19 protein-coding genes are annotated in these 21,088 nt (G+C 72.0%); 11 read left to right on the top strand and 8 right to left on the bottom strand.

Annotated elements, in window-relative coordinates; translation table 11 throughout:
* Positions 1 to 8 precede the first annotated feature (8 nt).
* From QSK30_RS02890 to QSK30_RS02855, 8 genes are all read left to right on the top strand, one after another.
* Positions 9 to 1,634, top strand: a complete 1,626-nt coding sequence (locus tag QSK30_RS02890; protein ID WP_285499263.1) for a phosphoglucose isomerase-related protein — start codon at positions 9 to 11, stop codon at positions 1,632 to 1,634.
* On the top strand, positions 1,631 to 3,163 hold the full coding sequence (zwf, locus tag QSK30_RS02885; RefSeq protein ID WP_285499262.1) for a glucose-6-phosphate dehydrogenase: 1,533 nt from the start codon (positions 1,631 to 1,633) through the stop codon (positions 3,161 to 3,163). Before QSK30_RS02890 ends, zwf begins: the two co-directional genes overlap by 4 nt.
* Positions 3,160 to 4,386 carry a glucose-6-phosphate dehydrogenase assembly protein OpcA gene (opcA, locus tag QSK30_RS02880; protein ID WP_285499260.1) on the top strand — a complete coding sequence of 409 codons (1,227 nt, stop codon included), beginning with the start codon at positions 3,160 to 3,162 and terminating at the stop codon, positions 4,384 to 4,386. Before zwf ends, opcA begins: the two co-directional genes overlap by 4 nt.
* Positions 4,383 to 5,111 carry a 6-phosphogluconolactonase gene (pgl, locus tag QSK30_RS02875; RefSeq protein ID WP_285499258.1) on the top strand — a complete coding sequence of 243 codons (729 nt, stop codon included), beginning with the start codon at positions 4,383 to 4,385 and terminating at the stop codon, positions 5,109 to 5,111. Before opcA ends, pgl begins: the two co-directional genes overlap by 4 nt.
* Positions 5,112 to 5,317: 206 nt before the next feature.
* A complete protein-coding gene (locus QSK30_RS02870) occupies positions 5,318 to 5,704 on the top strand; it encodes an STAS domain-containing protein (RefSeq protein ID WP_285499256.1) in 387 nt (128 codons plus the stop codon).
* A 108-nt stretch (positions 5,705 to 5,812) separates the two neighbouring features.
* Positions 5,813 to 6,040 (top strand): RGCVC family protein, encoded by a 228-nt coding sequence (locus QSK30_RS02865; protein ID WP_285499255.1) that lies wholly within the window; start codon positions 5,813 to 5,815, stop codon positions 6,038 to 6,040.
* A gap of 11 nt (positions 6,041 to 6,051) precedes the next feature.
* Positions 6,052 to 6,210: a DUF6307 family protein gene (locus tag QSK30_RS02860; RefSeq protein WP_285499253.1), complete on the top strand. Its 159-nt coding sequence runs from the start codon at positions 6,052 to 6,054 to the stop codon at positions 6,208 to 6,210.
* Positions 6,211 to 6,344: 134 nt separating this feature from the next.
* Positions 6,345 to 6,824, top strand: coding sequence for a DUF5994 family protein (locus QSK30_RS02855; protein ID WP_285499252.1), 480 nt, complete (start codon positions 6,345 to 6,347; stop codon positions 6,822 to 6,824).
* A gap of 874 nt (positions 6,825 to 7,698) precedes the next feature.
* Here the strand turns inward: QSK30_RS02855 and QSK30_RS02850 are convergent.
* The 5 genes from QSK30_RS02850 to QSK30_RS02830 form a co-directional block, all read right to left on the bottom strand.
* Entirely contained in the window at positions 7,699 to 9,171 is a 1,473-nt protein-coding gene (locus tag QSK30_RS02850) for a glycoside hydrolase family 130 protein (protein WP_285499250.1), read from the bottom strand.
* A complete protein-coding gene (locus tag QSK30_RS02845) occupies positions 9,156 to 10,181 on the bottom strand; it encodes a hypothetical protein (protein WP_285499249.1) in 1,026 nt (341 codons plus the stop codon). The genes QSK30_RS02850 and QSK30_RS02845 overlap by 16 nt, the downstream gene beginning before the upstream one ends.
* Positions 10,178 to 11,311: a glycosyltransferase gene (locus QSK30_RS02840; RefSeq protein ID WP_285499247.1), complete on the bottom strand. Its 1,134-nt coding sequence runs from the start codon at positions 11,309 to 11,311 to the stop codon at positions 10,178 to 10,180. The genes QSK30_RS02845 and QSK30_RS02840 overlap by 4 nt, the downstream gene beginning before the upstream one ends.
* Positions 11,312 to 11,507: 196 nt before the next feature.
* Positions 11,508 to 12,071 (bottom strand): GNAT family N-acetyltransferase, encoded by a 564-nt coding sequence (locus QSK30_RS02835; RefSeq protein WP_285499245.1) that lies wholly within the window; start codon positions 12,069 to 12,071, stop codon positions 11,508 to 11,510.
* Positions 12,071 to 13,000, bottom strand: a complete 930-nt coding sequence (locus QSK30_RS02830) for an acyl-CoA desaturase (RefSeq protein ID WP_285499243.1) — start codon at positions 12,998 to 13,000, stop codon at positions 12,071 to 12,073. The genes QSK30_RS02835 and QSK30_RS02830 overlap by 1 nt, the downstream gene beginning before the upstream one ends.
* A 575-nt stretch (positions 13,001 to 13,575) precedes the next feature.
* Between QSK30_RS02830 and QSK30_RS02825 the strand changes: the two genes are divergently transcribed.
* Positions 13,576 to 14,295 carry a hypothetical protein gene (locus QSK30_RS02825; protein ID WP_285499241.1) on the top strand — a complete coding sequence of 240 codons (720 nt, stop codon included), beginning with the start codon at positions 13,576 to 13,578 and terminating at the stop codon, positions 14,293 to 14,295.
* A 211-nt stretch (positions 14,296 to 14,506) separates the two neighbouring features.
* A complete protein-coding gene (locus QSK30_RS02820) occupies positions 14,507 to 14,884 on the top strand; it encodes a VOC family protein (RefSeq protein ID WP_285499239.1) in 378 nt (125 codons plus the stop codon).
* Between the two features lie 10 nt (positions 14,885 to 14,894).
* On the opposite strand, the gene QSK30_RS02815 is transcribed toward QSK30_RS02820, so the two are convergent.
* Together QSK30_RS02815 and lexA are read right to left on the bottom strand one after the other, a co-directional pair.
* Complete coding sequence (locus QSK30_RS02815; protein WP_285499237.1) at positions 14,895 to 15,725, bottom strand: patatin-like phospholipase family protein; 831 nt, start codon at positions 15,723 to 15,725, stop codon at positions 14,895 to 14,897.
* A gap of 357 nt (positions 15,726 to 16,082) precedes the next feature.
* On the bottom strand, positions 16,083 to 16,745 hold the full coding sequence (gene lexA / locus QSK30_RS02810) for a transcriptional repressor LexA (RefSeq protein ID WP_285499235.1): 663 nt from the start codon (positions 16,743 to 16,745) through the stop codon (positions 16,083 to 16,085).
* 141 nt (positions 16,746 to 16,886) lie between these two features.
* Between lexA and QSK30_RS02805 the strand changes: the two genes are divergently transcribed.
* Positions 16,887 to 19,289, top strand: a complete 2,403-nt coding sequence (locus QSK30_RS02805; RefSeq protein ID WP_285499233.1) for a Xaa-Pro dipeptidyl-peptidase — start codon at positions 16,887 to 16,889, stop codon at positions 19,287 to 19,289.
* Positions 19,290 to 19,356: 67 nt separating this feature from the next.
* Here the strand turns inward: QSK30_RS02805 and QSK30_RS02800 are convergent, their stop codons facing one another.
* Positions 19,357 to 21,060 carry a carboxypeptidase-like regulatory domain-containing protein gene (locus QSK30_RS02800; protein ID WP_285499231.1) on the bottom strand — a complete coding sequence of 568 codons (1,704 nt, stop codon included), beginning with the start codon at positions 21,058 to 21,060 and terminating at the stop codon, positions 19,357 to 19,359.
* Between the last annotated feature and the right edge of the window lie 28 nt (positions 21,061 to 21,088).

Raw genomic sequence — 21,088 nt, 5'->3', positions numbered from 1 at the left:
CGCCGCAGATGGCAGAGCACCCCGGAGATGTCGCAGTAACCATCGTTGACGAGCGGCTCGCCGAGGAGGCCGCGCCGCTCGTCCGGCAGCTGGTCTCCGACCAGGTGGCCTCGAAGCTCACCGCGCAGGACCCCGCGCTGTGGGGTCCCGACGCCGAGTCCGAGGCGGCCGTCCGGCTCGCCTGGACCCGGCTGCACGAGACGTCCCGCCCGCTGCTCGCCGAGATCGACGCCCTGCGCGCGGAGTTCCGCGCGGAGGGCGTCGACCGGTTCGTGCTGGCGGGCATGGGCGGGTCGTCGCTGGCCCCCGAGGTGATCACCGGCACGGCGGGCGTGCCGCTGGTCGTGCTGGACACCACCGACCCCGGCCAGGTGGCCGACGCGCTCGCGGGCGAGCTGTCCCGCACCGCGCTGGTGGTCTCCTCCAAGTCGGGGTCCACTGTGGAGACCGACAGCCACCGCCGGATCTTCCTGGAGGCCTTCGCCGAGGAGGGCATCGACGGCGCGTCGCGGATCGTCGTGGTGACCGACCCCGGCTCGCCGCTGGAGCGGACCGCCACCGAGGCGGGCTACCGGCGGGTCTTCCAGGCCGACCCGAACGTGGGCGGCCGCTACTCGGCGCTCACCGCGTTCGGCCTCGTGCCCGCCGGGCTGGCGGGCGCCGACGTGGCCGCGCTGCTGGACGACGCCGCCGCCGCGGCGACCGTGCTCGCCCAGGACAGCGAGGACAACCCCGCGCTCGTGCTGGCGGCCGCCCTCGGTGCCGCGCACGCGCGCGGCGCGGAGAAGGTCGTGCTGGCCGACACCGGCTCGGGCATCAAGGGTTTCGGCGATTGGGCCGAGCAGTTGGTGGCCGAGTCCACCGGCAAGCAGGGCACCGGACTGTTGCCGGTGGTGGTGGAAAGCCCCGAGGCGCCCGGTTTCGCCGACGCGGGCGACGACGCGACCCCGGTCGCGGTGGGTGAGCCCGGTGGTGCCGCGAAGGTGGCCACCGCGGGCACCCTCGGCGGCCTGATCCTGCTGTGGGAGTACGCGACCGCGGTGGTGGGCAGGCTGCTGGGCATCGACCCGTTCGACCAGCCCGACGTGGAGGCGGCGAAGAAGGCGGCGCGCGCGCTGCTGGACTCCCCCGGCTCCGAGGGGTCCGCACCGTCCTTCGTGGACGGTCCGGTCGAGGTGCACGCGGCCGAGGGCCTGCTGCCCGAGGGCACCGACAGCCTGGTCGGCGCGCTGCACGCGCTGATCGCGGCGGCACCCGCGGCGGGCTACCTGTCGATCCAGGTCTACCTCGACCGGCTCGACGACGCCTCCGCGGTCCTGCTGCGGCCGGAGCTGGCGCGGCGCACCGGGCTGCAGACCACCTTCGGGTGGGGCCCGCGGTTCCTGCACTCGACCGGCCAGTACCACAAGGGCGGGCACCAGAACGCGGTGTTCCTCCAGGTGACCGGCGCGGTCGAGACCGACCTCGCGGTGCCCGAGCGGCCCTACACGCTCGGTGTGCTCCAGCACGCGCAGGCGCTCGGCGACGGGCAGGTGCTCCTCGAGCACGGCAGGCCCGTGCTGCGCCTGCACTTCACCGACCGCGCCGCGGGCCTGGCCCGCCTGGTCGAGACCATCGCGGAGGTGGGCAGGTGACCCGCTCGTGGACCAACCCGCTGCGCGACGAGCGGGACAAGCGGCTGCCGCGGATCGCCGGGCCGTGCGGCCTGGTGATCTTCGGCGTGACCGGTGACCTGTCGCGCAAGAAGCTGATGCCGGCGATCTACGACCTGGCCAACCGCGGTCTGCTACCGCCGGGCTTCTCGCTGGTCGGCTTCGCCCGCCGGGACTGGGCCGACCAGGACTTCGGCCAGGTCGTCTACGAGGCGGTCAAGCAGCACGCGCGCACCCCGTTCCGGGAGGCGGTGTGGGACCGGCTGGCCGAGGGCTTCCGGTTCGTGCAGGGCACCTTCGACGACGACGACGCGTTCGACCGGCTGGCCACCACGATCAAGGACCTCGACGAGATCCGCGGCACGGCGGGCAACCACGCGTTCTACCTGTCGATCCCGCCGGGGGCCTTCCCGGTCGTGACCAAGCAGCTGGCCCGCTCCGGCCTGGCCAAGCCCGAGGGCCCGGACCAGTGGCGGCGGGTGGTCATCGAGAAGCCGTTCGGCCAAGACCTGAGCACCGCCAAGCAGCTCAACAAGGTCGTCAACGACGTCTTCCCCGAGGACTCGGTGTTCCGCATCGACCACTACCTCGGCAAGGAGACGGTGCAGAACCTGTTGGCGCTGCGCTTCGCCAACCAGCTCTTCGAGCCGATCTGGAACGCCAACTACGTCGACCATGTGCAGATCACCATGGCCGAGGACATCGGCCTCGGCGGTCGCGCGGGGTACTACGACGGCATCGGCGCCGCCCGCGACGTGATCCAGAACCACCTGCTGCAGCTGCTCGCGCTGACCGCGATGGAGGAGCCGGTCTCCTTCCGCCCCAAGGCGCTGCGCACCGAGAAGATCAAGGTGCTGGAGGCCACCAAGCCGGTGGGGCCCTTCGCCGAGACCACCGCGCGCGGGCAGTACACCGGTGGCTGGCAGGGCGGGCAGAAGGTGCCCGGGCTGCTGGAGGAGGAGGGCTTCGACAAGGCCTCCACCACCGAGACCTTCGCCGCGATCACCCTGGAGGTGAACACGCGGCGCTGGGCCGGGGTGCCGTTCTACCTGCGCACCGGCAAGCGCCTCGGCCGGCGGGTCACCGAGATCGCCGTGGTGTTCAAGCGCGCGCCGCACCTGCCCTTCGACGACACCTCCACCGAGGAGCTGGGGCAGAACGCCCTGGTGGTGCGGGTGCAGCCGGACGAGGGCGTGACGCTGCGGTTCGGCTCCAAGGTGCCGGGCAACGCGATGGAGGTCCGCGACGTGTCGATGGACTTCAGCTACGGCCACTCGTTCACCGAGTCCTCGCCGGAGGCCTACGAGCGGCTGCTGCTCGACGTGCTGCTCGGCGAGCCGTCGCTGTTCCCGGTCAACCAGGAGGTCGAGCTGTCCTGGGAGATCTTGGAGCCGGTGCTCAAGTACTGGAAGACCGCGGGCAGGCCCGAGGGCTACCCGGCCGGGACCTGGGGTCCGGACTCCGCGGAGAAGATGCTGGCCAGGACAGGCCGTCACTGGAGGCGACCGTGATCATCGACCTGCCCTCTACGACCACCTCGCAGGTCAACTCGAAGCTGGTGCACATCCGCGAGCAGGGCGGGGCGACCGCGCTGGGCCGGGTGCTCACCCTGGTGATCGTCACCGACGACGGGGCCAAGACCGAGGACGCCATCGACGCGGCCAACGACGCCAGCCGCGAGCACCCCTGCCGGGTGATCGTGCTGGCCCGCGGCGCCCGCAAGGCCGCCGCGCGGCTGGACGCGCAGATCCGGGTCGGCGGTGACGCGGGCGCCAGCGAGGTCGTGGTGCTGCGGCTCTACGGCGCGCTCGCCGACGAGGGCGCCAGCTGCGTCATCCCGCTGCTGCTGCCGGACGCGCCGGTGGTGGCGTGGTGGCCGTTCGAGGCACCCGCCAGGCCCGCCGACGACCCGATCGGGCGGCTGGCGCAGCGCCGGATCACCGACTCGGCCGCCGACCGCAACCCGATCAAGGCGCTGGAGGTGCGGCAGAAGCACTACGCCGACGGCGACACCGACCTGGCCTGGACCCGGCTCACCCTGTGGCGCGCGGTGCTGGCCGCCTCGCTGGACCTGCCGCCGCACGAGAAGGTGCTCTCGGCCACCGTCACCGGTGAGGGCGACTCCCCGTCGACCGACCTGCTGGCGGGCTGGCTGGCGGCGCGGCTGCGGATCCCGGTGAAGCGGGCCAAGGCCGCCACCGGCCAGGGCATCGTCTCGGTGGAGCTCGACCGGCGATCCGGGGCGGTGCAGCTGGTCCGCCCGGACGGCAAGGTCGGCAGCCTCACCCAGCCCGGCCAGCCGGTGCGCCGGGTGGCGCTGCAGCGCCGGGAGATCCGCGACTGCCTCGCCGAGGAGCTGCGCAGGCTCGACCCGGACGAGATCTACGAGGAGACCCTCAAGGGCCTGGCCAAGATCTCCCGCGGTCGGGTCCCGGTGAAGGTCAAGGCACCCGCCCCGGCCGAGGCCGACGAGCCCAAGCCGTCCGCGGCCGAGGCCAAGGCGACGGCCGCCGCGGACGCCAAGCCCGCTCGGGCCAAGTCGGCCACGGCGACCAAGTCGACTGCCACCGCGAAGTCGAGTACGACGGCGAAGTCCGGCACGGCAACGAAATCCAGTGCGGCTACGAAGTCGGGTACGGCGGCGAAGGCGACCTCGGCGGCGGCCAAGTCGAGCGGTGGCACGGCGAAGGCACCGGCGCGCAAGCCCGCCAAGAGCGGCAAGGGCACCGCGTGAGCGAGCCCGAGGTCGTCGTGCACGACGACGCCGACGAGTTGGCGACGGCGACCGCCGCCCGCCTGGTGACCGCCCTGGTGGCGGCCCAGGCGCGGCGGGGGTCGGTGTCGCTGGTGCTCACCGGCGGGCGCATCGGCATCGCGGTGCTCGAGCGGCTGCGCGCGCACCCGGACCGCGACGACGTCGACTGGTCCACAGTGGACATCTACTGGGGCGACGAGCGGTTCCTGCCCGCCGGGCACCCGGACCGCAACGAGACCCAGGCGCGGGCCGCGCTGCTCGACCACGTGCCCGCCACCCGGGTGTTCCCGATCGCGCCGTCGGACGGCCCGTTCGGGGACGACCCGGACGCGGCCGCGCGGGCGTACGCGGACCTGTTGGCCGACGTGTCGTCGTTCGACGTGTTCCTGGTCGGTGTCGGGGAGGAGGGGCACACCCTGTCGGTGTTCCCGGACTCCCCCGCGGTGCACGAGCGGGAGCTGTCGGTGGTCGCCGTGCGCGACTGCCCCAAGCCCCCGCCCACCAGGGTGAGCCTCACCCTGGCCACGGCCCGCCGCGCCACCGACCTCTGGCTGGTGACCGCGGGCGGCTCGAAGGCCGACCCGGTGGCCGCGGCCCTGTCCGGCGCCGACGAGGTGGCCATCCCGGCGGCCGGGGCCCGCGGTACCGAGCAGACCCTGTGGCTGCTCGACACGGCGGCGGCCGCGAAGCTCCAGCAGCCCTGAGTCCGATAGCGCGGAGGGGGTCATCCCGGTCACGGGGTGGCCCCCTCTGGCGTTTGCCTGGGCTCGGCACACGGGTGAGTGAACATGTAATGCGTTCGGATCGGCCAACTCTGGTGTTTGGCGTGGTACAACAATGTCAGCACCTCCGTCGTCGGTAGCCCCCGGTGAGTCGCACCGGCCGCGGCCGCGGCGCAAGGAAGTCCGCCATGACTGGCACCAGCGACGCCGCACCACGCAAGCCAGGCCCCCCGCCGACCGACCCCGGCCCGCGCCACCCGGTGCGGGTCAGCACGCTGCCCTCGACCGGCCCCACGACCGTCGTCGCGCTCGCGGGTGAGATTGACAGCGCGACCACACCGGATCTGCGCACGCGACTGGCGGCGCTGTCCGGGGACCTGATCGTCGAGCTTTCCGAGGTGTCTTTCCTCGGTGTGGCCGGGCTGGTCCTCTTCCTGGAACTGGGCGAGAGCCTGCGCGCCGCGGGCGGATCCCTGCGACTGGCAGGCGTTCCACCGCACGTCGCGCGGCTCATCGCGCGCACAGAGGGCCGCCACCTGCTCGCTGCCCAGGTGGGCGCACCGGCACAGGGGTAGGGTCGGAGAACGGGGACATGTCGTCGAGCCCCGGATTCAGGTAGGCGCCACCGCTGGCGCACCACGGAGTCCGGCCGACGGGTTCGGCCGGAGGCGGGAGCGCCGAGAATGAGCTCGAAACTGTCCACTTCAGACGACCAGGCGCACACGGGCTTGGACCACCCCCCGCAAGGCGCTGTCGCGCAAGCGGAATCCGGGTCACCCCCCGAGACCGGGACCGACGCGTCCTGCGTCGCGTGCCCGCACGACTGGGCGGACCACGACCGGATCTCCGCCCGCTACTGCACGGCGACCGCGGCGGGCGAGCAGACGCGCGGTTGTGTTTGCAAGAAATAGGGAGAAAACGCATGTCCAGCACCACCAAGTACGTCTCCGGCTACGACCGTCGCGTGAACCTCGTCAAGGACATCTTGGCGACCAACTCCAAACTGGGCGACAAGACCTCCACCGACCTGGCCCGACGCGTCCTGGGCGCACTCGACGGCATCCCCGAGAAGGTGCGGTAACAGTTCGATCTGGACAATCGGTGTAGGGTCGGGAGTACCGAGGGTTTGTCGAGCGCGGGCGGTCAAGCCCCCGCCGCCTTGGGCGCACCAAGGAGCCCTGCCGACTCGCTCGGCCGGAGGCGGGAGCGCCGAGAATGAGCTCAAACCTGCTCAGTCCCACCAACAACACCAACAACACCGGTGACGACAACGACACCAGCGCCGCACGGTTCACGCTGAAACAAGGCGCCCCCACCCGCGGCCACGTCGACGGCGCTTGGTGGCCGAGGTCCTCGGACCCGGCCACCGAGCTGCCCGCACTGATCACCGAGTTCGCCCCGATCACCCGGATCTCCTACAACCTCGACGCCTGGGACCAGGTCGAGCGCAGGATCACGGTGGCGGGCAAGATGGTCCGACTCGAGGGCTTCCACAGCGCACAGCCGGACATCGTGGTCCTGATCAGCCCGAACCGCACCAGGATCCGCCTCTTGGTCATCCCGCCGAACACGGACGCAGACGCCGCACGGGCAACGTTGTCGGCAGCGTCCACATCGGACGATTCAGCCACGGTGGAGCAGATCCTCAAGGACAACGGGATAACCGGCCACTCGTCCGCGAACAACAGCCTCTAGTCTCGCAGGCCAAACCAGCCCAACCCCCAAGGCCATGGCCTAGCCCTGGCCCTGGCCACCCGGCCCCTACCCCTACCCAGCCGACCCCCGGATCTCCCACCACGATCCGAAGTCTTCGGTCCGACCCAAATCCTTCGTCTCCAGTCTCTTATCTTTCATCCTTGATCTTGAAGTCCCTAAATCCTGACCCCGCTGGTACGCAACACCCGCTACGCCAGTGCTCGATTGGGTGGACTGCCTTCGTGTGGGGGGAGGCGACCGCTAAACTTGACCAGTGGTGGGGATGCCCTTCTCCCCACGCTTTTTCCCCACGCGGTCGCCTAGGGGCCCCGCGCGAAGGCAGTCCAGCCAATCGAGCCTCCGCTTTACTCGGGCAGCTCGGACGGTGTGCCGCACACCGACCTACGGTCGACCATGTTGGCGGCTCATCGCTTGGGCTGCCCGAGGAAAAGACGAGGGGCTCGATCTAGTGAACTCGCTTCGTGCGGGGCCCCTAGAGCACCGCGTTGGAGAGAAAAGGGCAGGGTAAGGGCATCCCCACCCACGGCAAGTTTAGCGGCACTCTCCCCCCACACGAAGCGAGTCCACCAGATCGAGCATCCGTAACGGGACATGCGTACCAGCGGGGTCGGCCTACCCGCTGCGGTTGGGCGGTGGGAAGGGGCGGCCTTTCGCTGCGGTTGGGTGGCTGAGGGAGCGGCCTTTCACTGCGGCTTGGCGGGGTCGGGATTCTGTTGCCCACCAGCGGGGTGGGGTTCCGGGTACGTTCCAGCGGGGTCGGATTTTCTTGCGTACCAGCCACGAGGCTCCTCAGTCCATTCAGGACAATGCGATTCCCGGCTGCGGTCGTGGGTCGTGGCTCGTGGCTCGTGGGTCAGCTGTCGGTTTGGACCATGGCCGCCAGTAGGTCGCGCAGGGAGACCGTGGCCAGTGCGATCGAGGAGTCGCTGGTGCCGTAGGGGATCACCAGGGTGTTGCCGTAGAGCAGGCTTCCGCATGAGTAGACGACGTTGGGCACGTATCCGTCGCGTTCGGTGGCCGCCGGTAGCAGGAGGGGCTCTGGCAGTGTTGCCACGACTCTTTCCGGGTGTACCAGGTCCAGCAAGATCGCCCCGATCGAGTAGACCCGCATCGGACCGACGCCGTGTGTCAGGACTAGCCAGCCGTTCGGGGTTTCTATTGGGGGGCCGCAGTTGCCCACCTGGACCAGTTCCCAGTCCCGGGCGGGGACGTGGACCGGTGTCGACTCGGTCCAGGACCGGACGTCCGTGGACGTCCCGACCGCCGTGCTCTCTCCGTCGCCGCGGGAGAGGGCGGCGAATCTGCCGTTGATCTTGCGGGGGAACAGGGCCATGCCCTTGTTGGCGGCTGCCGAGCCGGTGAGCTGGGAGATGTGGAAGGTGCGGAAGTCGTCGGTCTGGATGAGTTGGGGGGCCACCTGGGAACCGTCGTAGGCCGTGTAGGTGGCGTAGTAGGTCCGGGTGCCGTCGTCGTCGGTGAGGCGGACGAAGCGGGCGTCCTCGATGCCGTGCCGCTCGGCCGGGCTGGCGGGCCAGAGGACCCGTTCGCTCAGGTCGGTGTCCTCGGGGAACTGGACCGCGTAGTGGCAGGCGGCGATCCAGCGGATCAGCTCCGCCGTCCTGGGCGCTTCCTGGCGGGCGGCCAGGCGCGGGTGCAGGGTGCCCAGCAGCAGGTCGAGTTCGGCGCCGGTGAAGTTGTCGGGCAGGTAGCGGTTCAGCGCGGCCGAGGTCTCGTCGTCCTGGCCTAGTTCGGCGAGTTTGCGCAGGACCAGGTGCTTGCGCAGAGTCGCGTCCTGGTGGGTGCCGGTGGTGCGGAAGTCGGCGGGCTGGTCCAGGGTGATCGTGCCGCCGGGGGCGATGGTCCCGGTGCGGAAGCCGACCGAGGACAGGTGGCCCTCGCCGATGCCGCGCACGCTGAGCACGAACCGCAGGCCGCCGGGCAGCACGCCGGTCTGGTCCGGGTGCGCGACCATCGACGGGTTGCACAGCGCGGCCCCCTCCACGGAGTACTCGTGGGTGAAGTAGGCGCCGATCAGCAGCCTGCGTTCCTCGGACAGCTCCTCGGTCGCGGCCAGCCGGTGGCTGACGCCGGCGAAGTGGTCGGCGAAGGTGGCCCGGATGTCGCGGTGCCTGCGCTCGAACAGGCGCGTGGTCCGGTTGAGCGCCTCCAGCACGGTCGGCTCGTCCAGCGCCATCACCCGGCGGATCACGGCGGCGGACCGGGACTCGTGCTCCGGTCGCTCCTCCCCCGGCACGAACAGCTTGGTGATCACCCGGCGCGGGTCCGGTGGGAGCCGCAGCGGGGTGCGCGTCACGAGGATGCCCATCCGGTCACCCCCGGGAGGTCGGCGTGCTGGCGGGTGGCGAGCAGGGCCAGGGTGGACTCGGCCCCCTGGTTGGCGTTGCGGCCGGCGCGCTCCAACCCGTCGTGGCCGCCGCCGGTCCGCGGGTCGCGCAGCGGGGTGCCCGCGTCGTTGTCACCCTCGAACCAGGCGATGGCGCGGCGGACGCCGACCAGCCAGGCGCGGTCGCCGGTCAGCTCGTACGCGCGGGCGCAGGCGTCGGCGAGGGCGGCGACCTCGATCGGCTGCTGGTCGAACCCGGGGCGCGGCTCGCCGGTCCGCCAGCCGCCCGCCGGGATCGGCGACAGGTGGGCGTCCCTGGTCTGCACCGCGAGCAACCAGCCCAGCATCCGCAGCCCGTCGTCGCGGACGCGCCGGTCGCCCGCGAAGTCGCCCGCGGCGATCAGCGCCTCGGGCAGCACGGCGTTGGCGTAGTACAGGCGGGCCTCCGGCCACGGCCAGTCCGGGTCCGGGCCGGGTCCGCCGACGTAGCCCGCGAGGTCGCCGAGCAGCTTGCCCGCCAGGTCGTGGTCGGGCAGCACGCGCACGATCTCGGCGGCGCCGAGCGCGGCGAAGGCCATCGCGCGCACCGAGGTGGGCCGGTGGTGCGCGCTGGCCTCGAAGCAGTCCAGCGCGGCCGAGCGGACCCACGGCCCCGGTCCGCGCGCGGCGGCGGTGCCCAGGCCCCACAGGGCGCGACCCCACCAGTCGCCCAGGCCGGGCTTGTCCCGCCAGCGCCGGTCGGGTCCGAGCCGGTTGTGGAAGCGGCCGTCGTGGGCCTGCGCGTGCGCGGTGAACGCCAGGTAGCGCTCCATCAGCGTGCCGAGGGCCGGGGGCAGGTGCGGTTCCCGGCACAGCACGACCAGGCCGCGGGCGACGTCGTCGAGGCAGTAGCCGTGCTCGCGGCGCGGTAGGGCGCCCCGCGCGTGCTCGTACAGGCCGGTGTCGTCGCTGAGCCTGCGCAGGTGGGCGAAGTTCGGTCTGTCGGGGTTCACCTGGTGGTCGCGACTCGAACGGTCAGCAGGACGTCGGCCACGGCGCGGTAGTGGTCGGCGACCGCGTGCCAGCTCAGCTCGGGGGCCAGCCGCTCGGCCCGCTCGGTCATCCCGGTGGCGAGTCCCGGCTCGGTCAGCACCCGGCGCAGGGCCGCCGCGATCGCCGTCGGGTCGCGGTGCGGGACCAGCAGACCCACCCCGTCGGCCAGCAGTTCGACCGCGTGCGGGAACTCGGTGGCGACCACCGGTACCCGGGCGGCGACGGCCTCGATGAGCACCCCGGAGGTGACCTGCTCGGTCGAGTCGTAGGGCAGCAGGACCACGTCGGCGCGGCTCACCAGCTCGGCCAGGGCGCCGACCTCGAGGTAGGTCGGGTCGAACTCGACCAGGTCGCCGACGCCCGCCGCGTCCGCCCGCTCGCGCAGGCCGTCGCGGTAGGTCTCGCCCTCACGGGCGAGCACCTTGGGGTGGGTCTGGCCCGCCACCAGGTAGCGCGGGTTCAGGTCGCGCAGCTCCGGCAGGGCGGAGATGCCCCACTCGATGCCCTTGCCCTGGCCCAGCAGGCCCCAGGTCAGGATCAGCGGCCGGTCGCCCGCGCGCTCGCGCACGGGCGGCTCGATGTCGAGCGCGCCGTGCGGGATGACCAGGACCTCGTCCGGGCGGTCGACCGCGTAGCCGGTGACCAGCCGGTGCCGGGCGGCCTCGGACATGGTGACGATCGTGTCGGCGTGCCGCACGACCTCGTCGAGCACCCGCCGCTGCCCGGGGGTGGGCATGGTGAGCACGGTGTGCAGGACGACGACCACCGGGACGCGCAGCCGGGACAGCACGCCGAGCACGTCGGCGCCGTCGGGCCCGGCGTAGATGCCGTACTCGTGCTGGACGATCGCGACGTCGCAGCGGTTGAGCGCCTCGGCGGCGGCCCGGACCCCGCCGGGGGCCATCCGGTGCACCACCGGGGACTCCAGCGCGACGGCGGGCTCCTTGCCGCTCTCGGGCAGGACGCGCACGACGTGGCCGCGGCTGTCCGGGGTCACCTCGGTCAGGTGGTGCAGCAGGGCCACGGTGAAGGTGGCGAGTCCGCACTGGGTGGGCGGGTAGGTGCTCAGGAAGCCGTAGGTTCGAGCCATGGAGCGGACCCTCCGGGTCGGCCGAGAATGGGTGGGGCGGCGCGGCGGGCCGTGCCCGCCGCGAGGACCTTGTCCGGCCGGGACGCCCCTCGGTGGCGCCCCTGGTGGGTAGATCAAGACCGCCGGTGGGTCAGTCCTGGGATCAGGTCGGTGGATCGGAACGCGGGCGGCCCGGGGCTCGGGTGGCCCGGCGGGCTCAGCGGCCGCCGGGCCCGGGCGGGCGCTGCCCGAGGGGGGCCAGCCGGTCGAGGTCGGCCGGTCGCAGCCGGAAGACCTGCAGGTCCAGGCCGAAGTACTTGCCGGTCTCCCCGACCCACTGCATACCGTTGCGGCGCACCGTCGCGGCCGCGCGGACGTTGCCGGGGCGGACCACGGCGAAGATCTCGTCGACGCTCTGGCTGAACGCCCAGCCCGCGAGCGCGTGCGTGCACTCGGCGGCGTAGCCGTGGCCCCAGGCGTCCGGGTGCAGCTGCCAGCCGATCTCGACGTCCTCGTCGCCGGGCGGCAGCGGCAGCAGGACCACCCCGCCGATCACGTGGCCGTCCGACCGGCGCACCACGGCCCAGCGCCCGGTGGGCGGGGTGAGCCGCTCGTCCTCGGCCATCCACTGCTGCAGCAGCAGCCGCATCGCGGGCAGGTCGCCGACCCGGTCCATCGCCGGGCTGAGCCAGCGCGCGACGTCCGGGTGGCTGTAGACGGCCAGCGCGTCCTCGGCGTCGTCGAGCCGCCAGGCCCGCAGGGTGAGGCGCTCGGTCTCCATCACGCCCGGTTCGCCAGCCGGGCCAGCCGCCGCGGTCGCGGCCAGCGGACCTGCCAGGCCCAGCCCAGCCGCTCGAAGGCCCAGATGACCCGGGCGGAGACGTCGAGCTGGCCGCGGTCGACACCGTGCCGGGCGCAGGTCGGGTCGGCGTGGTGGGAGTTGTGCCAGGACTCGCCCATCGACAGCACGGCCAGCGGCCAGAAGTTGGTCGACCGGTCGCGCGAGGTGTAGGGGCGGTCGCCGACCATGTGGCAGATCGAGTTCACCGACCAGGTCACGTGGTGCTGCAGCGAGATCCGGGCGAGGCCGCCCCAGAGGAAGCCGGTCAGCGCGCCCCACCACGACATGGTGATCAGGCCGCCGAGCAGCGCGGGCGCGCCCGCGGTGATCGCGACCCAGAGCGGGAAGAGCCGGTCGACCGTGCGGATGTCCTTGTCCGCCACCAGGTCCGGCGCGAACCGGTCGACGTTGGTGGTGTCCCGGCCGAACAGCCAGCCCATGTGCGCGTGCCAGAAACCCCGGGCCAGCGCCGCGGGCGAGGTGCCGAACAGCCAGGGCGAGTGCGGGTCGCCCTCGCGGTCGGCGAACGCGTGGTGGCGGCGGTGGTCGGCGACCCAGCCGATGACCGGCCCCTGCGCCGCCAGCCCGCCCGCGACCGCGAGCGCCACCCGCAGCGCCCGCTTGGCCTTGAACGCGCCGTGGGTGAAGTAGCGGTGGTAGCCGATGGTCACCCCGAGGGTGGAGACGGTGTAGAAGACGGCGGCGATCGTGAGGTCGACCCAGCTCACCCCCCAGCCCCAGGCGAAGGTGACCGCACCGACCAGCGCCGCGAACGGGATGATCAGGAACGCCCGGATGGTGACCAGCTCACCGCGCGTGCGGGGCTCGGCGAGCAGCGGTTTGGGTGGGGTGGCGAGGAAGGTGCTCATCGGTACGACCTGAGTCTTCGAAAGTGCGGCGGCCCCCGCGCGCTCGCGCGGGTCGTCTAGGCGCTGTCCGGTAAGTCTGGTGCGCGGGATTCGTGATCCGCGTGGCTCCTGGCCGCGCGGACGGGAAGCCGCTCGTACCTGGTCGTACTCGCGCTTGCCGTCCGTGCGGCCAGGGGCCGCGCGGGCGCGGATAGCGCGTACCGGACTTGCCGGACAGCGTCTAGGTAGGTGGACGGGACCGCGGGCAGGGTCCGAGACCGCAGCTCTCAGCCCAACCGTACACGCGGCAGCGGCAGGCGACCGTCCCGCCGACCGGGCGGTCGGGGTCGCCGACCGGCGGACGGTCCGGCGGACTAATTCCCGACACTTTCCGAACAGGTCCACACGAGATGACCGGGGCCGAGCGGCTAAATGTGACGCCCTCGACAAACAATGGGCCGCGCGCGCCAGCGGAATACCGACGCGAGCATCGGTGAGTCGGGTCACCCGAAACGCTCACGGATAACTGCTGCGGTTTTGAGCGCATCCCCGGGATACTTCGGTTGCTCACCTTCCCTCCCGAGGAGGAAATGAACATGGCGATTTCAGCGGAGCCCCCGGACAACGAACCCGGCGCGCACGAGCGCCAGGCCCGGGTGGCCACGATCCGCGGGTTCCTGCTCAACCGCTGGATGCTGGGGGTGTGCGCGGCGGGCGTGGTGGTGGCGATCGTGTTCGGCGTGCTCACCCTGCGGGACCCGGACGCGCCACCGCCGTCGGTCTCCGGGTCCGGCGGGGTCGGGGTGCAGGGCGACGGCAACACGGTGAACGTGCCGTCGGGCAACTGCGCCCAGGTCACCGGCGGCAACTGCACCGTGCAGATCCAGCAGGCGGCCCAGGCGGTGCAGGCCGCGGCGAGCAGCGCGGGCGACGACGACGCGGAACTGAAGAAGAACCTGCGCCAGGCGCCTGGGAACGACCAGCCGCCAACGGGTTCGGCGCCCTACCCGTTCGTGGTGGTCGACACCGCGAACCTGGGCGCGTTCGCCCGGGACGCCAACACGGTCAAGGCCAACCGGATCGGCAACGCGGGCAACCGCGCCCTGGTGTGGGCCGACTGCCTGGCGACCACCGACTATACGCCAGGGGTCACCGGCGACAACGCCGTCGGACCGCTGTGGCTGCGGATCCGGTGGAAGCCGCTGCCCTCCGGCATCGACCGCGGGCTCTCCGAGCCGAGCGAGCAGCGGACCGCGTGGATGTACCGGGGATTCCTCGAACCGGTCGGGCACAACGGCAAGATCCCGGCCTGCTAGCGAGCCCACCACGCGGCCGGAAATCGGTTCCCCCTTCGACGGCGAATTCCTTGGCGCGGCTCGAACAATTGACCAGGATTTGTCACGGTGGCGAAAACAGGAAAGCGGAACCGTGGCTGCCGGGCTCGACCTCGACGTGACCGGAGGCGGCGCGCACGGTCCACACGCGCGGGCCGTACGGTCAGGGGGCATCCGAAACGGGAGGACCACCATGGGACGACCAGTCGTGCACTTCGAGGTCATCGGCACCGACCCGGCCGGGCTCCGCGACTACTACGGCGGGCTGTTCGGCTGGGAGTTCGACACCACCGGCCCGGTCGCGCCCGCGGTGTCCGACCAGGGCGACTACGGCTTCACCGACACCGGGGCGGCGGGCGGGATCCCGGGCGGGGTGGGCGGCGGCCCCGGCTTCGACAGCCACGTGGTCTTCTACGTCGGCGTACCGGACGTGGAGGAGGCGCTGCGACGGGCCGAGAGCCTGGGCGGCACCCGCCGGATGGGTCCCGAGCGGGCGCCGGACCGGGACCTGGTCGTCGGTCAGTTCACCGACCCCGAGGGCAACCTGATCGGTGTCGCGGGCCCCGCCTGAGCGCGCGGGCTCAGCTCCAGTCGATCTCCAGCCGCTTGCCCTGCGCCCGGCCCGCCTCGACCGCGGGACCGCGGGTGGCCGGGTCCAGCGGGTTGGCACCCACCGCGGCCACCGACGCCGCGTCGGGTTCGACGACGGCGACGACGGCACCCGCCGACCGCAGCTCGGCCAGCACCGCGTCCAGGGGCTTCTCGGTCGGCATGAGGGCGGTCCGACCCAGCGGTGCCAAGATCAGCACCCGGTCGGCGCCCGCCGCGTAGTCGGCGTTCTCGTTCGAGCGGACACCGCCGTCGACGTACCGCCTGCCCTCGATGGTCACCGGCGGCCACACGCCGGGAACCGCGCAACTGGCCGCCACCGCGTCCGCCAAGCGCACGCCGGAGGCGGCGTCGAAGACCCTGGGTTGCCCGGTCTCGGCGTCCACGGCCACGATCCGGGTCTCGGTGGCGGGCCACCGCGGGGAGGGCAGCCGGGACTCGACCACCGCGAGTCTGTCCTTTTCGGACACTGTGGCCGCGTGCAGCGCGAACGCGCCGATCGCTTGGCGCAGCTCGGTGTACCCCTTGCCCGCACTCAGGATCTCGGTCATGGTGGCGGCGTAGGTGTCCAGGTCGACCTCGGCGGCGATCTCGGGGTTCTGGGCCGCCGGGTTGGCTTGGCGCTCGTAGAGCTCGGTCAAGGCGGTGCCTAGTTGAGCGGCCAGGGTGGCGCCCGCGGAGGTGCCGATCACCAGGTCTGCCGTGGTGGCGTCTCGGCCGGAGTCTGCCAGGCCGGTGAGGACGCCGGTCATCCAGGCGATGCCGCCTAGGCCGCCGCCGCCTAGTACTAGTGCCTCGGTCATGAGCTGACCGTACTGGGGGTGAGCTCGTTGGGCGCGTTGACTCTGGGTGTCCCTGCTTCCCCTACGCCAATTGTGACTACGGGCTTGGTGGGCTTGTCAAGGCGGGAAAGATGCCTTGACAAGCCCACCAAGCCCGTGTTTTGGGCTGCGTATGGGATGCAGGGGCGGGAGTGGTTGCCGGGAGTCGGGTGTGCTGCCGGGCGCGGCTTTGGGGTGCCTGCCGGGGGCGACCTCGGGGGCGTTCCTGCCGGGGCGGCTTCGGGGGTGTGCCCGCGGGTGCGGCTTTGGGGGTGTGTCCACAGAGGAATGTCATTGTGGTTGGCAGCTTGGTGCGGGAGGGATGGGTCTGGCGCTACCTCAGACGCTGCGCAGGACCGACACCACGGTTCCCAGGATCACGGCCCGGTCGCCGTCTATGACCTCGTAGGCGTCGTTGCGGGGTTCCAGGAAGACGTGTCCGCCGGTTCGCCGGTACACCTTCACGGTGGCCTCGTCGTCGATCATCGCGGCCACGATCTGGCCGGAGTGCGCCTCGGACTGCTGGCGCACCACCACGACATCACCGTCGCAGATGGCCGCGTCGACCATCGAGTCCCCTCGCACCCGCAGCCCGAACACGTTGCCCCTGCCGACGAACTCGCGCGGTAGTCGCAGAACCTCGTCGATGTGCTCGTCCGCCGCGATCGGGGTTCCCGCGGCGATGGTGCCCACCACGGGGACCTGGACCGACTCGTCGACCGGGCCCGACGAGGAAGCGTTGTCGTGCAGGAAGGCGCGCACGTCGATCGGTCGCGAGACCGCCGTCCCCCGACGCAGGAAACCCTTCTCCTCCAAGGCCGCCAGGTGCTTCGACACCGATGACGACGAGCGCAGCCCGACCGCGTCGCCGATCTCCCGGGTGCTGGGCGCGTACCCGTGCCGCAGCGCCCAGTCCCGGATGGTGGCCAGGATGAGTTGCTGGCGCCGCGGGAGGGCGGAGGTGTTCAGGTCCTCGAACGGGTCGAGCTGGTAAGCGGTCACCCGCCGAATAGTAGGGCGAGGCCCCGCTCCACTGTTAACGGTGACCCCTGTTCACTGTTAAACGCGGGTGCCACTCAGCGGATTGACTGCGGGGGCGGGGTGGGGCTGGCTGGTACTCCACAAGAACGAAGGAGCCCACGCATGCGGTCCCTGCCCCGTGCCGTGTTGGTTGCCGTGCTCGTCGTCGGTGGTGGTGCACCCATGGTGACCGCCGCGGCGCAGGCACGCGAGAGCACAGCCACCGCCGTCGCCATGGTCGAGGAGCGGGTCTACGTCGAGACGACAGTGGACACCGACAACAACGGCCGCCTCGACCGGGTCGCCATCGACATCGCCCGTCCCGACGGTGCCACGCGCGTTCCCGTGGTGTTCGAGCACAGCCCGTACGTCAAGGGGCTGAACTCGCCACCCAACTACAACACCAACGTCGACCGGTTGCCGCAGGAGGGCCTGTTCGGCGCCGCTGCCGGCCGGCCCGGTGGCGCGACCACCCGGCGGGCCACGCCCGACCTGCCCGGCTGGTACGACGGCTACTTCGTGCCCAAGGGCTACGCGGTGGTCATGGGCCAGAGCATCGGCACCGGCGACTCCGATGGCTGCCCGACCACCGGCGACCGCAACGAGACCCTCGGCGCCACCGCGGTGATCGACTGGCTCAACGGCCGCGCGAAGGGGTACAGCGCCTCGGGTTCCGAGGTCAAGGCGACCTGGAGCACCGGCAACGTCGGCATGATCGGCATCTCCTACAACGGCACCCTGCCCAACGCGGCCGCGGCCTCCGGGGTGCCCGGGCTCAAGGCCATCGTGCCGATCGCGGCGATCTCGAGCTGGTACGACTACTACCGCGCCAACGGCCTCGTCGTCTCCCCCGGCGGCTACCCGGGTGAGGACGCCGACGTGCTGGCCAAGGCCGTGGTCGGCAACGCCACGCGCTGCGCCGGGCAGCTGGCGAACATCACCCGCGACCAGAACCGGGTCACCGGCGACTACACCCCGTTCTGGCAGCAGCGCGACTACGTCCACGACGCGGACAAGGTGCGCGCGGCGGTGTTCGTCATGCACGGCCACTCCGACTGGAACGTCAAGGGGACGCAGTACGCCCAGTGGTGGGAGGCGCTGAAGGCCAACAACGTCCCGCGCAAGATCTGGCTGCACAACGGCGGCCACGGCGCCCCGTCGCGGTCGGACTACCAGGCGACCGTGCTGCGCTGGTTCGACTACCACCTCAAGGGCATCGACAACGGGATCATGACCGAGCCCAAGGCCGACGTGCAGCTGGCCAACGGCAGCTGGCAGCAGTTCGCCGACTGGCCGGACCCGGCCGCGCGCGAGGCGGTGTTCCGCCTCGGCGCCACGTCGGCGACCGCGCCGGGCACGTTGTCGCTCAACGGTTCGGGCGGCACCACCAAGCAGACGTTCGTCGACAACGGACGGTCGACGACCGCGACCACGCTCGTCGCGAGCCCGGACAGCGCCAACGGGAGCAGGCTCGTCTACCGCGGTGACGCGCTGACCGCGCAGGCCAAGCTGTCCGGCGTGCCGAGGGTGACCTTGCGCGCGGCGGTCGAGAACCGCAAGGACGCCAACCTGACCGCGTTGCTGGTCGACTACGGCGGCTCGTCACCGGTGATCGTCACGCGCGGCTGGATCGACCCGCAGAACCGCGACAGCGCCACCGCGGGCGCGGCCATCGTCCAGGGCCAGGAGTACGACTTCACGTTCAAGATGCAGCCCAAGGACTACGTCTTCGCCGCCGGGCACCGCATCGGTCTCGTGGTGATCTCCACCGACTACGACTACACCCTGCGGCCCACGGCCGGGACGTCGCTGCGGGTGGCGCCCGCGCAGAGCACGCTGACCGTGCCGTTGACCGGGATCTCCCAGCCGGGCAACGACTTCTCGGTCGCCGTCACACCGACGACGGGCACCACCGCGCCCGGCGGGTCGACCACCGCGACGGTGTCGACCACGACGACGAGCGGCAGCGCGCAGTCGCTGACCCTCACGGCCACCGGCCTCCCGGCGGGCGCCACCGCGACGTTCGCGCCCGCGACCGTCACCTCCGGGGCGTCGGCCACGCTGACGGTGGCCACCTCGACGACCACTCCCCCGGGCACCTACCCGGTGACGGTCAAGGCGCAGGGCACCACCGCGAAGACCGCCGCGTACTCGCTCGTGGTCAGCGGTGGCGGTGGCGGGTGTTCGGCCTCCAACACCACACCGGTCGCCATCACCGACCTGGCCACCGTGGAGAGCGCGCTCACGATCTCGGGCTGCGCGGCCACGCCGTCGACCACGAGCACGGTCGACGTGGACATCCAGCACACCTACCAGGGTGACCTCGTGGTGTCCCTGGTGGCGCCGGACGGCACGGCGTACGTCCTGCACAACCGCGCGGGCGGCGCCACGGACGACATCGTGCGGTCGTTCACGGTGAACCTCGCGGGCGAGGCGCCGAACGGGACCTGGAAGCTGCGGGTGCAGGACGCGGGGCCGGGCGACACCGGGACACTGCGCCGGTGGGGGTTGAACCTCGCCCCTTAGCCGACTCCGAGCGGTGGGCCCGATTCGTTCGGGCCCACCGCCGCGGGAGGCAAACAGTCCACTGTGGTCATTCAGTCGAACGGCCCGACACCCTCCTGCGGTGCCACGCCAGCACGAACGCTCCACTGAGGACAGCGAGCACGCCACCCGCCGCCAACCAGATGACGTCCGCCCCGGTCTCGGCCAGTGCGGACCGCGCCTGCGCCACCGGTGCGGGCGCGGGCGGCGTGGCGGTGGGCACGGGCGTCGGGGCGGGCGCGACCGGCGCCGGGATCACGTAGATCACGTGGAAACCGCCGTTGGAGCCCGATTCGCCCGTGCGGACACTCAGCTGGGTGCCCTCGTACATGCTCTCGATCTTCCACGGCCCTACCAGCCGCACGTCGTAGGCGTCAGCGGGGACGTCCGCGAAGGCGGCGCCGCCCGCGGCGTTGGTCGTCGCCTTGGTCACGAGCCTGCCAGTACCCTCCTCCAAGAGCTGGACCTCCACTCCCGCGACCGGTGTGCCCGGCCGGGTCGGGCCGCAGCGCTGCGGCGGCCCGCAGCGCGGGCTGTTCTCGGCGACCTGGAGCACGCTGGCCGTGACCAGGGGAGCGACGCCACCGGGCACCCTGGTGAAGCCGCGCGCCGACGCGGCGCCGAAGATCTCCGGCGGGATGGTGAACTCGCAGCGGACCTCCTCCCTGCCGTAGTCGAAGCCGTAGTGCGAGATGACGACCGTGCCCTCGAAGCGCGCGGTCGCCCCGGGTGGCACCGTGACACCGGTCGCCAGGGCACCGATCGAGATGGTCTCGGGCTCCCAGGAGGTGCACTTCCCACGCAGCCCGGTGAGCGGGGCGGACCCCTTGTTCGTCAGGGTGATGGTGAACCGCGCCAGGTCGCCAACGGCGTGGTTGGGCTTGGCGAACGCGAGCGACGCCGTGAGCGACTCCGCGACCGGTCGGGCGCCCCGCAGCACGACGTCGACCTCGTGGCCCTGCTCGACCACCACGGTCAGCCTGACGACGAGCCAGTCGCGGCTCTGCGTGAACACGGCGTACTCGCCCACCGGCAGGTCTGGGAAGGCGAACCGGCCTTGCGCGTCGGTGGTCGCCTCGTGCCACTCGAACGGCTTGCCGCCGTAGGCCACGACCGGAGCCAGGGCGAGGGCCTCGCCCGGGTCGCGCACGCCGTCGCGGTCGGCGTCGCCGTAGAGCACGCCGGTGAGACCACCCCGGACGATGACGAGAGCGGCCGTGGTCGTCGCGGCGTTGTCGGCCGGGTTGGCGTCCTGCTCCGCCGAGTGCACGACCACGGAGAGGGTGAGCGAGGTGGCCTGGGCGTCGGTCTCGATACCCGCGTCCGAGGTGGCCGCCACCCGCTCCCCCGGCGCCAGGGGAACCCCCGGGCTGCGCCCGAGGTCGCCCCAGGACAGGGACAGCCCCTTGGCCAGCTTGGTCGCCACCCGGACACCGGTGGCGGCGACCGGGCCCGCGTTCACCACCGTCACGGTCGCGACGACCCGGTCTCGGGCGTCGTAGGAGGGTTTGTCGAACGCCACGGTGATCCGCAGGTCCGGCCGTTCATCGGCCTTCGTGACCACGCTGGTCGGTGGAGTGGTGACCTCGGTGGTGGGTTTCTGTTGTGAGGGTTCCGGTGTGGTGGTGGTGGCTGACTGACCGGGCTCGGTCTGGTGCGCGGACGCGGGCCCGGCCGACAGTCCCGCGCAGACGGTGACGATCAGGGTCAGCGCGCCCGCGGTCGCGCGCAGGAGTAGAGCGGAACGGCTCATCTGAGCCTCCTCGGTGATCCAGCTCCGG

The sequence above is a fragment of the Actinokineospora sp. NBRC 105648 genome, assembly GCF_030269645.1.
In the GTDB taxonomy this organism is placed as follows: domain Bacteria; phylum Actinomycetota; class Actinomycetes; order Mycobacteriales; family Pseudonocardiaceae; genus Actinokineospora.
This window is presented reverse-complemented; position numbering and strand designations above follow the sequence as displayed.